The 13,105-nt window shown below is 59.6% G+C and carries 11 protein-coding genes; 4 read left to right on the top strand and 7 right to left on the bottom strand.

The window, feature by feature from the left end; all coding sequences use genetic code 11:
* Window positions 1-62: 62 nt before the first annotated feature.
* Window positions 63-401, bottom strand: coding sequence for a P-II family nitrogen regulator (locus OEG84_RS04425; RefSeq protein ID WP_047029994.1), 339 nt, complete (start codon window positions 399-401; stop codon window positions 63-65).
* A 402-nt stretch (window positions 402-803) separates the two neighbouring features.
* Here OEG84_RS04425 and OEG84_RS04420 point away from each other — a divergent pair, with 402 nt between their 5' ends.
* Window positions 804-2,267 carry an NAD(P)H-hydrate dehydratase gene (locus OEG84_RS04420; RefSeq protein WP_267656080.1) on the top strand — a complete coding sequence of 488 codons (1,464 nt, stop codon included), beginning with the start codon at window positions 804-806 and terminating at the stop codon, window positions 2,265-2,267.
* Here OEG84_RS04420 and OEG84_RS04415 read toward each other — a convergent pair.
* Together OEG84_RS04415 and OEG84_RS04410 are read right to left on the bottom strand one after the other, a co-directional pair.
* A complete protein-coding gene (locus tag OEG84_RS04415; RefSeq protein ID WP_267652611.1) occupies window positions 2,262-3,914 on the bottom strand; it encodes a Na/Pi cotransporter family protein in 1,653 nt (550 codons plus the stop codon). The genes OEG84_RS04420 and OEG84_RS04415 overlap by 6 nt on opposite strands.
* A gap of 267 nt (window positions 3,915-4,181) precedes the next feature.
* Window positions 4,182-5,012, bottom strand: coding sequence for an AraC family transcriptional regulator (locus tag OEG84_RS04410; RefSeq protein ID WP_267652610.1), 831 nt, complete (start codon window positions 5,010-5,012; stop codon window positions 4,182-4,184).
* Between the two features lie 353 nt (window positions 5,013-5,365).
* Here OEG84_RS04410 and OEG84_RS04405 point away from each other — a divergent pair, with 353 nt between their 5' ends.
* The gene (locus OEG84_RS04405; RefSeq protein WP_425602892.1) at window positions 5,366-6,550 is read left to right on the top strand and encodes an MFS transporter; all 1,185 of its coding nucleotides are present in this window, start codon (window positions 5,366-5,368) and stop codon (window positions 6,548-6,550) included.
* Between the two features lie 40 nt (window positions 6,551-6,590).
* Here OEG84_RS04405 and OEG84_RS04400 read toward each other — a convergent pair whose 3' ends face one another.
* Window positions 6,591-7,361: a glucose 1-dehydrogenase gene (locus OEG84_RS04400; RefSeq protein ID WP_267652608.1), complete on the bottom strand. Its 771-nt coding sequence runs from the start codon at window positions 7,359-7,361 to the stop codon at window positions 6,591-6,593.
* A 149-nt stretch (window positions 7,362-7,510) separates the two neighbouring features.
* The gene (locus tag OEG84_RS04395) at window positions 7,511-8,317 is read right to left on the bottom strand and encodes a DUF72 domain-containing protein (RefSeq protein WP_267656079.1); all 807 of its coding nucleotides are present in this window, start codon (window positions 8,315-8,317) and stop codon (window positions 7,511-7,513) included.
* 515 nt (window positions 8,318-8,832) lie between these two features.
* Between OEG84_RS04395 and OEG84_RS04390 the strand changes: the two genes are divergently transcribed.
* Window positions 8,833-9,198, top strand: coding sequence for a hypothetical protein (locus OEG84_RS04390; protein ID WP_267652607.1), 366 nt, complete (start codon window positions 8,833-8,835; stop codon window positions 9,196-9,198).
* 31 nt (window positions 9,199-9,229) lie between these two features.
* The gene (locus OEG84_RS04385) at window positions 9,230-9,742 is read left to right on the top strand and encodes a hypothetical protein (protein WP_267652606.1); all 513 of its coding nucleotides are present in this window, start codon (window positions 9,230-9,232) and stop codon (window positions 9,740-9,742) included.
* Between the two features lie 153 nt (window positions 9,743-9,895).
* Here the strand turns inward: OEG84_RS04385 and OEG84_RS04380 are convergent, their stop codons facing one another.
* Both OEG84_RS04380 and uvrA read right to left on the bottom strand, forming a co-directional pair.
* The gene (locus tag OEG84_RS04380; protein ID WP_267652605.1) at window positions 9,896-10,060 is read right to left on the bottom strand and encodes a hypothetical protein; all 165 of its coding nucleotides are present in this window, start codon (window positions 10,058-10,060) and stop codon (window positions 9,896-9,898) included.
* Window positions 10,061-10,105: 45 nt separating this feature from the next.
* Entirely contained in the window at window positions 10,106-13,027 is a 2,922-nt protein-coding gene (uvrA, locus tag OEG84_RS04375; protein ID WP_267652604.1) for an excinuclease ABC subunit UvrA, read from the bottom strand.
* Window positions 13,028-13,105 lie beyond the last annotated feature (78 nt).

The raw sequence follows: 13,105 nt of genomic DNA, 5'->3' as shown, positions 1-13,105 counted from the left end.
CCCTGTTGGTACTGACGATAGGTGCGCGGCCTAACAGCGCCGGGCACGTTGATCGGGGGTTATTAGATGGCGTCGTTGCCGGTTTCACCGGTACGAATGCGGATGACTTCCTCGACATTGGAGACGAAGATCTTGCCATCGCCGATGCGGCCGGTCTGGGCGGCGTTGCGAATGGCGTCGATTGCGGCTTCGGCCGTTTCATCGGCGAGCACGATCTCGACCTTCACCTTGGGCAGGAAATCCACGACATATTCCGCGCCGCGGTAGAGCTCGGTGTGGCCCTTCTGGCGACCGAAACCCTTGGCCTCGGTAACGGTAATGCCCTGCAGGCCGACTTCCTGAAGGGCTTCCTTCACTTCGTCGAGCTTGAACGGCTTGATGATCGCTTCGATCTTTTTCATGAGAACCAATTCTCCGCATTTTTTCTGTGAAAGAGGGCGCCGACGCATGCACCAAAACCCACTCGCGAACATAAAAGCACACGGCGTGCCAATTCGGCGAAAATTCACGAGAACCGAGCAAATATTTTCTTTTGACCGAAAAAGGGACTGCGAAATCCGGCAAAACCGCCAGACTTCCTCCGGGGAAGGCCAATCCGCATTCGATTTCGTTTGTTTGTTCGGCGGGAAATGGTTCGGCGTGGCAGTCGTTGATGATTTTTTGTGCATCAACGCATGCCTAAATTCACGCCATAGTGCCTAAATAATGCTCAGTAGTCGGGCCTGGGGCAATAGAGCTGATCGTCTCCGTGCGGGCTATCGTCGGTGTCTTGACCGCGGTGCCCGGCGGTGCGACGAAAGCTGATGGCGATCAATGCGATACTGCTGGTGAACCCTTCAACTATGGGCAAGATTGACGCCGCGGCGATTGCCAGCGGAATTGGCGGCTATGGGCTGATGCAAGCTGCGGGCGCGCATGTTGCCGCCTGCGTGCTCAGGTACTACCCGGCCATGGTCCGGGCGATCATCTTCTGCGGACCTGGTAATAATGGCGGCGACGGTCATGTGGCAGCGCGCCTGCTTGCCGAGAGTGGCGTTGATGTTTGCCGCTACGGTGTTGAACCGCGACCGGGCGGTGATGCGGCACGGGCTCATGCCGATTGCCCGGGCAAGATCCTGCCTCTCGCCGACTGGTGTCCTGAACCTGGCGATGTGATTGTCGACGCGCTGTTTGGCGCTGGCCTCGACCGGCCAGTAAATGACGAGGTCGCCGCACTGATCGAGCGCGCGAAGGCAGCAGAGACACCGGTGGTCGCCGTTGATTTGCCGTCGGGCCTGTCGGGGCGAACCGGGCAACCGACTGGCGCCTGTTTTCAGGCATGCCATACCGTAACCTTTGCTGCGCTCAAACCTGGCCATCTGCTAATGCCGGGCAGGGCGCTGTGCGGCGAGATGCATCTGTGCGATATCGGCATTCCGGCGCGGCTGATTACCGGTGATGACCCGATCTCCTGCAACCACGCGGGGCTTTATAACGACTACCTTCCGGCAGCAGATCCGGCGCAGCATAAGTATAAACGGGGACACTTGGTGGTGTTTTCCGGCCGGTTGATCTCGGGGGGCGCGGCACGGCTTGCGGCCTCTGCCGGATTGCATGCAGGCGCCGGGTTGGTGACGCTGGCGACGCCGCCCGGTGCGGTGATGGTTCAGGCCACGCACCTGACGGCGGTGATGCAACGGTCGGTTAAATCGGCAGATGATCTCGATCAATGGCTTGAAGATCCGCGGCTTGCGGCCTTCGTGCTGGGGCCTGGATTTGGCGATCTCGACAAGGCCCGCGATTTTGTCACGCCGCTCGGCGGCGCCAACCGCCCGGTGGTGCTCGACGCCGACGGGCTGAGCGCTTTTGCAGGCGATACGGAACGGCTGGGGGGCTTGTTCTTGGGAGAAACGCGGCTGGTGATAACCCCGCATGAGGGCGAGTTCCGCCGGTTGTTTGCCGAATTGTCGGATGATCCTCAACTCTCGAAGATCGACCGAGCGCGTGCAGCGGCAAAGATCCTCAATGCGGTGGTGGTCTACAAGGGGCCAGATACGGTGATCGCAGCTCCTGATGGCCGTGCGGCGGTCAATGCCGGGGCGCCACCGTGGCTTGCCACTGCCGGGTCGGGCGATGTGCTGGCCGGTATCATCGGCGCGCTGCTGGCCCAGGGCATGCCGCCCTTCGAGGCCAGTTGCGCGGGCGTGGCGATGCATGGTCAGGCAGGCGATCGGGCGGGCAGGGCAATGACGGCAGAAGATCTGCCGCCGCATATCGCGCCTTTATAGAAGCCGGCTTTTACGCAACATGCCGGCGCTGGCGAGGACCGGATAGGCGATCGAAACGAACAACGAGTTGATTTCCTTGAGGTCACGCATCGTGTCGATATGGATCGACGAGCTGTCATAGGAGTTGTCGTTTCCGTCTCTCAACCGCTGCATGTGCTGCTCTTCACTGTGGCGGACCATGGTGCGCACCACTTCTTTTTGCGCCACCAGTTGCCGCGCGTGCTCGACATCGCGGTTGACGAACAGATTGAAGGCCAGCCGCGCATTTTTCGACACTTCCTGATGCAATGCCTTGATTTCGTGCCAGCCTTCCTCGGAAAAGACGATCTTGCGGGCATGCCGCTTGCGTGCCCTTGTGACCATGTTCTGGGAGATGATGTCGGCGGCCTGTTCGAGTTTGATGGTGGCGCCAAGAAGGTCCTGGCATAGCGCCGCTGACTTTTCGTCCAACGCGCTTTCGGAAATCTTCGCCAGGTAGAACTTGATGTTGCGGTGGGTCTGGTCGATCTCGTCGTCAAGTTCCTGAATCCGCGTGATCTTTGCCTTGTCGGATTTTTCATAGACATCAAAGATCCAGGCCAGCATCAGTTCGATCCGCTCGCACACGGTCAGCACTTCGCGGGTGGCGTTGGCGATCGCCTGTTCGGGATTGGACAGATGTTCTGGCGTCAGCGCCGAGAGACGTTCCTCGCTTATGGTTTCCACGCCCACATCGGGGCTTGTCATCCACGACTGCAGCAGACGGCCAACCATGCCGCAGAAGGGAAGTCCGAAAACCAGAACCGCCAGATTGATGGCGAGATGGCACAGCACTACAGCATCGCCAGGATGAGTGGAAAAGACGCTGCTGGGCAATTCCACCGTCATCTGGACGGCCAGTGCGATCAGCGTGCCAAGGCCGCGAATGGCGACGTTGCCGAGCGGCACGACCCGTGCATCGGTGCGTTCGCCACGGGTCAACACCGCGGCGATCACGGCTGCGCCGAAATTGATGCCGAGCACCAGCGGAATGATCAGCACTGGCGGGATCAACGCGCGGTCGGCCAGCGAGGCCAGCAGCAGCACGGTGGCAACGCTGGAATGAAACGCCCAGGCCAGCAGCCCGGCGAGCACAAAGGCGGTTATCCAGTCGCGCGACAGGTAATTGATGATCACCGGCAGGATTTCGCTGGTTTTCAGCGGGATTGAGGCTTCGCCGATCAACCGCAGTGACAGCAGCAAAAGCCCCAGCCCGAACAGGATGCGGCCTAATTGCCGCCAGTTTCGCGCCTCGCTGGCGCGGAAGGAGATGGTGCCGGCGAGCAGCAGAACGGGAATCAGCAGCGACAGGTCATGGCGCAGGATGCGCACGACAAAGGCCGAACCGAGATCGGCGCCGAGCAGGGTGGCGATGCCGATCGCCGAGGAGACGTAGCCGCTGGCGACAAAGCCCGCGGTGATCAGCGCCACCGCGGTGGCGCTTTGCAAGGCAATGGCCAGGAAAAACCCGGCGATGGCCGCGGTGACGCGGTTGCTGATCGCCAGCTTCAGCTTGTCGCGCAGGGCGTTGCCATAAGCGCGTTCGATGCCGGTTCTGACCATTCGTGTGGCCCAGAGCAGCAGGGCGACTGCGCCGGCCAGATTGATAAAGACAATGATACCCGACATGTAGCGGCCAGACCGTAACAAGAGTGAACAAGGAACTCCGGCGCCATAGATGTGCGATCGGAGGTGGCGAATATGGGCCGCAAATGCTGGCAGAACGACGAATCAGATTATCGCATATTTGCGTTTGTCACAATTTGCCGCCTGATGGTTGCGCGTGCGAAAAACTATTCAATTTATAGGGGTTGCTAATCATTATTGCGCAACCGGTTCGACCCGTTGCCGGGCGCGCCCGCGTCTGGGGTCATAATGGCTGGTGGTGGTGTTGGCTCAGGCGGCCTTCTGATTGGTGAGATAGGCCTTGGGCGGTGCACCCATGACCCTGGAAAACATGGTCGTGAATGCTGGCATGCTGTCATAGCCGAGATCAAGCGCAACCACGGTGACCGCGTCACCGGCGGTCAGCCGCGGCAATGCGGCCATCACGCAGGCCTGCTGGCGCCAGGCCGACAGGCTCAACCCGGTTTCCTGCCGGAACACCCGGGTGAAAGTGCGGCGGCTCATCCCGGTCCGGGCGGCCCATTCGTCGATTTCAAGCCGGGCCGAGGGTGCGCTGATGAAGCTGCGGCACAGGCGCGCCAGGCCGGGATGCGCAGGAAGCGGCAGGCCCAAAGGGCGTTCAGGCAGTCGCGGGATTTCGTGCAACAGCAAGGCCTGGATCAGCCGCGAGCGGGGTTCGTCATTGTCGGGGCCCTGGCGGACAACCTCCTCGCTCAGGCTGCGCATCAAGGGGGTCAAGCCGGTGACATGTAGATGTACCGGCAAACCGGGCATGGCGTCGGATTGAACGTAGACCGATTGCATTTCGACTTCACCGATCATGTCGACCGAATGGCGCACGCCGGCCGGGATCCACAAGGCGTGGTCGGGGGGCACCATCCAGCGGCCCATCTGCGTTGATACAATGACGACGCCGGTGATCGGGTGCAGCAACTGTGCCCGCCCGTGCTCGTGCTCTGGAACATGTTCGCCCGCCGCGAAACGGAGGGTGAAGGCAAACGCCGGTGTGGTTGCTGCTTCCACAGCGTCGAGCCGCAAATGGTGTTGCAAGGCGTTTTCAAGCGGTAGCGCGCGATGGTGAATAGCCGTTTGGTCGATCATGATTTGGCCCGATTGCGTAATATTTCGACCAAACCACGAAAGCAGGTCGCGGACAAGACATGTATCTATACCTGCAGATCTGGCGGTGCATGGACTGAAACTCTTGTCCATATGGTGCCATTGCGAGGAACTGATCCCGCCCGATCAAGCCGTTTTTACGGTCTGGACCGGTGCGGAGTGTTTGCAGAGCCTGATGCCGGTCGCCGTCAAATGGGTTCATTTGGGTGGTTGCGACCATGTATCAGATCATCGTGTTGAAGCGGCCTTTGCGCGTTCAGCTGAATGCGCGGCGTTTTTGGCTCGGGACGGAAGGATAGAGAATGAGCGTTGCGGAAACAGGATCTGAACCGCGTATGGCGGCAAGTGCCGCGCCGGCCGCCTTTTCGGTGGTGGTGGCGCTCAGCGTCTGTCATTTTCTCAACGACACGATGCAGTCGGTGCTGGCAGCGATCTATCCGATCCTGAAAATCAACTATGCGCTCAGCTTTGGCCAGATCGGCATGCTGACCTTCGCCTTCCAGTTCACCGCGTCGTTGCTGCAGCCGGCGATCGGTGCCTTTACCGACAAGCGACCGATCAGCTACGGATTGCCGGTCGGCATGGGTTTTTCGCTGGTGGGGCTGCTGTTGCTCTCATCGGCCGGCTATTACGGCCTGCTGCTATTGGCTGCGGCGCTGGTGGGGCTTGGCTCGGCGGTGTTCCACCCCGAATCCTCGCGCATTGCCCGGCTTGCCTCGGGCGGTCGCCACGGCACCGCGCAATCGGTGTTTCAGGTGGGCGGCAATTTGGGCACTGCCTGCGGGCCTTTGCTGGCGGCGTTCATCATCGTGCCCAACGGCCAGACCTCGGTCGCCTGGTTTGGCGTGGCCGCGTTGATTGCCATGGTGATCCTGACCTGGGTCAGCCGCTGGTATGGCGCCTTCCGTCGTGCCTCGGTGGGACGACCGGCTCCCGACAAGACGCTCGCACATAGCCGCCGCCGGGTGATGATTGCGCTGGTGGTTCTGGCATTGCTGGTGTTTACCAAGAACATCTATGTCGCCAGTTTTACCAGCTTCTACACCTTCTTCGTGATTGAACGCTTCGGCGTCAGCGTTCAGGCGTCGCAATTGCTGCTGTTCGTGTTTCTGGGCGCGATGGCCGTCGGTACGCTGATCGGTGGTCCGATCGGCGACCGGATCGGGACGCGCGCGGTGATCTGGGTGTCGATCCTCGGCATTCTGCCGTTTACGCTGATGCTGCCCTATGCGGATCTGTTCTGGACCACGGTGCTGACGGTGATCATCGGCGTGATTCTGGCCTCGGCGTTTCCGGCGATCATCGTGTTTGCACAGGAACTTGTGCCGGGACGGATCGGGCTGATTGCCGGCGTGTTCTTCGGCTTTGCCTTCGGCATGGGCGGCATATCGGCCGCGGTGCTGGGGGAGGTGGCCGATATCAAGGGGATCATCTATGTCTACCAGATCTGCTCGTTCCTGCCGTTCCTGGGCCTGCTGACCGTACTTTTGCCAAAGCACACGCGTAATCAGACCGCTTGACAGCGAAACGGATCAAGCGCTCACGAGCCGTTGGCCTGTGCTACTGAGCGACAAAACCGCCATCGACTGGAATGATGGCGCCGACCATGAATGACGCCTGACCGGAGCAAAGCCAGATAATCAGGTTGGCGACTTCAACGGCGGTGCCGATGCGGCCGATCGGGTGCAGCGGATCCATCATCTGCTGGCTGGTCTGGGCGCCGGAGGTAGCCTGCTCAGCAAGCGAATCCAGCATGCGCGTGTCGATACCACCGGGACAGACCGCGTTGACGCGGATTGCAGCCTTGGCATATTCCAGCGCGGCGTTGCGGGTGAGGCCTGCTATGGCGTGCTTGGAGGCGACATAGGGCGACAGACCGGGAAAGCCGATCAGCCCCGCGACCGAGGAAACATTGACAATGGCGCCGCCGCCGGCGGCCAGCATGTGGCGGATTTCCGCCTGCATGCACAGGAAAGCCCCCTTGGTGTTGACCCGCATGATGGCGTCGTAATTGGCTTCGGTCTGATCGGTGAAGGGGGCGATGGTGCCTTCGATCCCGGCATTGTTGACGGCGCAGTCGAGCCCGCCATACTGATCGACCGCACTTGCCACCAGCGCCGCCACGTCATCAACATTTGAGACATCGGCGCGCTGGAACATGGCAGTGCCGTCCGCCTTGTGGATCATCGCTACCGTTTCCTCGCCACCTGGCTGGTCAATGTCGGAGACCACCACATTGGCGCCTTGTGCGGCAAAACCAAGAGCCGTGGCGCGGCCGATGCCAGCGGCCGACCCGGTAACCAGAACTGTCTTGTCCGTAAACAATGCCATTTCATCCTCCCGAACCTGTGCGGATGCACTGGCAGGCAGAATGGCGGCAACGGGCGGTTGCCGCCTTGACGTCCGTCAATGGATTCAACGGGCAATGTGCTTCGGTTGTTGGTTCGTCTTCACTTACGGATACGGGACGCGCCGGTGCGTCAGGTGGAAACCAGCTTCTGCAGCGCCATGGCGCCGGCCGGCGCGTTTACCTTGCCGCCAGTAATGAAGAAGGCAAAAACATCGCGCGGCGTGGCATCGACCTTGCGCAATCCGGCGGCCAGCGGCAGGTCGTCAGGCGCCGCGCCTGCGGCATAGGACTTGAGCCGCTGTGCCCAGAGATCGATATCTTCAGGCGGATAGCAGGTGGGGATGTCGTCGGAACCCCGCTGCAGCCGCGCATAGACGAAATCCGATGTTACGTCGGCAAACATCGGATAGGTCTCGTGGTCGGCGCAGACAGCCGCCACATTGTGCTTCGCCAACAGCTCGATAAATTCCGGCGTGGAAAAGCTCTCGTGCCGGGCTTCGACGACATGGCGAAGCGCGATGCCGTTCTGTTTTTCGGGCAGCAGCGCCAGAAAAGCTGCGAAATCATCCGGCTCGAATTTCTTCGTCGGCATGAATTGCCACAGAATCGGGCCCAACCGGTCGCCGAGTTCGGTGATGCCTTGTGTCAAAAACTTGGTGATCGACGGTTCACTTTCCGCCAGCACCTTGCGGTTGGTGCAATAGCGGCTGGCCTTGAGTGAAAACACGAAACCGTCCGGCACATCGGCCGCCCATTTGGCAAATGTCGCCGGCTTCTGGCTGCCATAATAGGTGCCGTTCACCTCGATCGCCCGCAACTTGCTCCCGGCATAATGCAAGTGCTTGGTCTTCGCTAGTTTCGGCGGATAGAAGCTCTCGTTCCAGGCATCAAACACCCAGCCACCGATGCCGGTGCGGATTGTTCCGGTTTTGGTCAAGAATGCCTCCCATGCAAACAGAAACGGCGCTATCGCCGTGGCGATACATGATGGCAGCGCCGAACTCATACTAGCCATATTCGGCACCAGGCATCCACCCGTTTCCGGTGGTGCAATTCTGCGCGCTGCCGGCCGAATTTTCCAGGAGCTGACCACATCAAGATGCAGGGGGTGGGTTCGGCAATCATTGGCGCAATCGCGGCAAACCTAGTTGGACGTACTCGAAAAATATTCTAGTTGTACGAGTGCGTCTGCTGTAAAAGAGTCTGTGCATGATTTAGGTATATGAGAGCAATTTTTTGGTCGAGGGTATAATGCGTCGAGTTCTATTATATTTCGGTGTATTGGGTTGTTGCACAAATTTCGCTGCCGCTGATACCGTTGGTGATTTAGCCAAATGCCGTCAAGTAAGAGACAGTCTCGTACGGCTTACGTGCTACGATAACATTGCCGTTTCTCCAATTGGACCTAAACTCCAGAGGGTGGCTCCACCGGCGGCAAGAAGTGCTCCGATAATGATTACAAGAGCAACGCTCTCATCACAGGTAACAAATTTCGACATTAATGTTTTTAAGCCAAGAATTGAGCTTCGCCTTCGTCTTAAGAATGCGACTACGAAAGTCGTAGTTGCAGTCGGATTAAACATTGTCATTAAAGACGCTTTTGGTGATGAGGTGGTAAATCAGAATGGGAAATTGGACATCACAATTCCTGTTGGGCAAGAAGCTGACGGTACCTCGTTTTACTATTGGGAAGACAATCAGTTCATTGCAGACGACCCCTATAGTCGACTGATCGGCGCAGTGGAGGCCGGCACTGCAAGAACGGAAGTACGCGTTACCCGAGCCGTCTACCAAGATGGATCTATGGTTGCATTTTAATTGTTTCGAAATCGGAATGTGGAGGGGGATAATGCAGAAAATCATTGGCAGTATGCTGGCTTTCGTGGCCCTCGTAATCCTTGGCAACGGGCTCTACATCACCTATCCTGCCTATTCAGCAATAGCAAAAGATCCCAGAAATAGCGCCGTCTTGATGGTCCCCTATTTACGTGCAGGGCTCGATCCTAGCACGCTCGTGATTGATATCTGGAGGCTAACACCAACTACTTCTATGGCCGACGTTGACCGGATTCTACTTGACGTAGCGGCGGGCTTAAAGGGCCGATCATTCTCTAAGGTATATCTAGCCTACCGGGGTGCTGCACGTTTGAGTTTCGATGGACGTTACTTTCGGACACTCGGCGAGGAGCGTGATTGGCAGAACCCTGTATATACCATTCGGACCATGCCCGAAAATGCGCGGAAAATGGATGGCACCCGCGCCTTCAGTTCCTGGACTGGCGGTATGCTCGGTGTCGTGAACGCACAGATGAAGGATCATCAACAAATGCACCGGATCTGGTATTTTGACGATATTCACTAAATAACCAAAGCCGCGTGCCGGTGTCAGAGCGTTTCGCCTTTGGTAATACGCCTCGGGCCTTCCTTCAGCGCCAATCTCGCCGCCGCCATTCAGCCACCTTGGTCAACTCAAAAATCTCCCCGTAGCGGGCTGCGGCCGGGATGTCGCGACGCCTCAGCGCGCTGCGTTAAGCGCGTCCTCGGCCGAAAGATAGGGACCCCAATTGGTCGGATCGTCGGACTCGTAAATCAGCGTGACGGGAACCTTGGCAATATAGCCGCCGTCTTCAACGATCCGCGTCACCTGTTCAGACCTTGCGTCGGATGGTGAACTGCTCATCCCACTTCTCATTGTCAGGCCGTCGGTCGGCGAGGTCATTCATTGTTACTCCGCCGCCTCCACCCGTTTTCCCGGCCTCCGTTCGAGCAGGTCCTTGAGGAAGCCGCCGGTGTAGCTGCGCTTGACCTTGACGATGTCTTCGGGTGTGCCTTCGGCGACGATCTCGCCGCCGCCGTCGCCGCCTTCGGGGCCGAGATCAATCACCCAGTCGGCGGTCTTGATGACTTCGAGATTGTGTTCGATGACCACCACCGAATTGCCCTGATCGACCAATTCGTGGAGCACCTCCAATAGCTTGGCGACATCGTGGAAATGCAGCCCGGTGGTCGGTTCGTCGAGAATGTAGAGCGTGCGCCCGGTCGAACGTTTCGACAGTTCCTTGGCGAGCTTGACGCGCTGGGCTTCGCCGCCCGAGAGCGTGGTCGCCTGCTGACCCACCTTGATATAGCCGAGACCCACGCCCTGCAGCGCCTGCAGCTTGTCACGCACGGCGGGGACGGCGGCAAAGAACTCAACGCCTTCCTCGACCGTCATGTCGAGCACGTCGGCGATCGATTTCTGCTTGAAGGTGACGTCAAGCGTTTCGCGGTTGTAGCGCTTGCCGTGGCAGACATCGCAGGTGACGTAGACATCGGGTAAAAAGTGCATCTCGATCTTGATGACGCCATCGCCCTGGCAGGCTTCGCAGCGGCCGCCCTTGACGTTGAACGAGAAGCGGCCGGGTTGGTAGCCGCGCGCCTTGGATTCCGGCAGGCCCGCAAACCAGTCGCGGATCGGCGTGAAGGCGCCGGTATAGGTGGCCGGGTTGGAACGCGGCGTGCGGCCAATCGGCGACTGGTCGATGTCGATCACCTTGTCGATGTGCTCGAAACCGTCGATGCGGTCGTGCTCGGCAGGATTTTCGCGCGCGCCCATCACCCGCCGTGCCGCCGCCTTGTAGAGCGTCTCGATCAGGAAGGTCGACTTGCCGCCGCCCGATACGCCGGTCACCGCCGTAAAAAGGCCAAGCGGAATCGACGCGGTGACATTCTTGAGGTTGTTGCCGCGCGCACCGATGACCTTGAGTTCTTTATTCTTCTTGGCCTTGCGGCGCTCGGCCGGCACCGCCACTTCCCATTCACCGGAGAGGTATTTGCCGGTGATCGAGCGTGGATTGGCCATGATGTCGCCGGGCGTGCCCTGGGCGATGATCTCGCCGCCATGAATGCCGGCATGCGGGCCAATGTCGACCACATAATCGGCAGTCAGGATCGCGTCCTCGTCATGTTCGACGACGATCACCGTATTGCCGATATCACGCAGATGCTTGAGCGTTTCGAGAAGCCGGGCATTGTCGCGCTGGTGCAGGCCGATCGAGGGCTCGTCGAGCACATAGAGCACGCCGGTAAGCCCGGAGCCGATCTGCGAGGCAAGCCGGATACGCTGGCTTTCGCCGCCTGACAGCGAGCCTGAATTGCGCGACAGCGTCAGGTAATCGAGCCCGACATCGTTGAGGAATTTCAGACGGTCGCGGATTTCCTTGAGAATCCGGACAGCAATCTCGTTCTGCTTGTCGTTGAGACGGGCGGGCAGATCCGAAAACCACTCACCGGCGTTGCGGATCGACAGTTCGGTGACTTCGCCAATGTGGCGGCCATCGATCTTGACCGCGCGAGCCTCAGGCTTCAACCGGTAGCCGTCGCAGGCCGGGCAGGGGGCATTGGACATGTAGCGCTCGATTTCCTCGCGCGCCCAGGCGCTGTCGGTTTCCTTCCAGCGCCGCTCGAGATTGGGAATGATGCCCTCGAAATTCTTCGACGTGGTGTAGGAGCGCAGGCCGTCATCATATTTGAAGGCGATCTTGTCGCTGGTGCCGCGCAGAATGGCCTTCTGGCCTTCCGCCGGCAGATCGGCCCAGCGATCACCCAGCTTGAAGCCGAAATGCTTGCCCAGTGCTTCCAGCGTCTGGGTGTAATAAGGTGAACTCGACTTGGCCCAGGGCGCCACCGCGCCGCCGCGCAGGGTCAGGTGCGGCTCGGGGATGATCAGTGCCTCGTCGATTTTCTTCTGCGAGCCAAGCCCGTCGCAGGTCGGGCAGGCGCCATGCGGGTTGTTGAAGGAAAACAGCCGTGGCTCGATCTCGGAAATGGTGAAGCCGGAGACCGGGCAGGCGAATTTCTCCGAAAACAGCATTCGCTCATGGGTTTCATTCTTGGACTTGTTGGCCGAGCCGCCTCCCGAGGTCTCGCTGTCGGGCAGCGGCTTGTCGGCGAATTCGGCAATCGCCAGACCGTCGGCCAGCCGCAAACAGGTTTCCAGGCTGTCGGCCAACCGTGCCGAGATGTCGGGTCGCACGACGATGCGGTCGACGACAATGTCGATGTCGTGCTTGTATTTCTTGTCGAGCGTCGGGGCGTCGGCGATTTCGTAGTACTGGCCGTCGATCTTGACCCGCTGAAAGCCCTTTTTCATGTACTCGGCAAGTTCCTTGCGGTATTCACCCTTGCGGCCGCGCACCACCGGCGCCAGCACGTACAGCCGCGTGCCTTCTTCCAGCGTCAGCACGCGGTCAACCATCTGGCTGATGGTCTGGCTTTCGATCGGCAGGCCGGTGGCCGGCGAATAGGGCACGCCGACGCGCGCAAACAACAGCCGCATGTAATCGTAGATTTCGGTCACGGTGCCGACGGTGGAGCGCGGGTTGCGGCTGGTGGTCTTCTGCTCGATGGAGATTGCCGGCGACAGCCCGTCGATCTGATCGACATCGGGTTTCTGCATCATCTCGAGAAACTGCCGCGCGTAAGCCGACAGGCTCTCGACATAGCGGCGCTGGCCCTCGGCATAGATGGTGTCGAACGCCAGCGAGGATTTGCCCGACCCCGACAGCCCGGTCATCACGATCAGGCTGTTGCGCGGCAGATCGAGATCGACATTCTTGAGATTGTGCTCGCGGGCTCCGCGAATGGTAATGGATTTCAGTTCCGTCATGACGCCGCCGATTTGCCGTGGAGCGTCCTGTGCGTTCGCCTGAACGCCCGCGGTTCGCTCGCATATTCAAAAAGCCTC

The sequence above is a fragment of the Hoeflea algicola genome (assembly GCF_026619415.1).
Taxonomy (GTDB): Bacteria; Pseudomonadota; Alphaproteobacteria; order Rhizobiales; family Rhizobiaceae; genus Hoeflea; species Hoeflea algicola.
This window is presented reverse-complemented; position numbering and strand designations above follow the sequence as displayed.

Excerpts from the sequence above, each read along its gene's own strand:
- OEG84_RS04400 (WP_267652608.1), bottom strand. The coding sequence starts at position 7,361 with ATGGCATTGTTTACGGACAAGACAGTTCTGGTTACCGGGTCGGCCGCT.
- OEG84_RS04415 (WP_267652611.1), bottom strand. The coding sequence starts at position 3,914 with ATGTCGGGTATCATTGTCTTTATCAATCTGGCCGGCGCAGTCGCCCTG.
- OEG84_RS04390 (WP_267652607.1), top strand. The coding sequence starts at position 8,833 with ATGATTACAAGAGCAACGCTCTCATCACAGGTAACAAATTTCGACATT.
- OEG84_RS04420 (WP_267656080.1), top strand. The coding sequence starts at position 804 with ATGGCGATCAATGCGATACTGCTGGTGAACCCTTCAACTATGGGCAAG.
- OEG84_RS04380 (WP_267652605.1), bottom strand. The coding sequence starts at position 10,060 with ATGAGCAGTTCACCATCCGACGCAAGGTCTGAACAGGTGACGCGGATC.
- OEG84_RS04410 (WP_267652610.1), bottom strand. The coding sequence starts at position 5,012 with ATGATCGACCAAACGGCTATTCACCATCGCGCGCTACCGCTTGAAAAC.
- OEG84_RS04405 (WP_425602892.1), top strand. The coding sequence starts at position 5,366 with ATGGCGGCAAGTGCCGCGCCGGCCGCCTTTTCGGTGGTGGTGGCGCTC.
- OEG84_RS04385 (WP_267652606.1), top strand. The coding sequence starts at position 9,230 with ATGCAGAAAATCATTGGCAGTATGCTGGCTTTCGTGGCCCTCGTAATC.
- uvrA (WP_267652604.1), bottom strand. The coding sequence starts at position 13,027 with ATGACGGAACTGAAATCCATTACCATTCGCGGAGCCCGCGAGCACAAT.
- OEG84_RS04425 (WP_047029994.1), bottom strand. The coding sequence starts at position 401 with ATGAAAAAGATCGAAGCGATCATCAAGCCGTTCAAGCTCGACGAAGTG.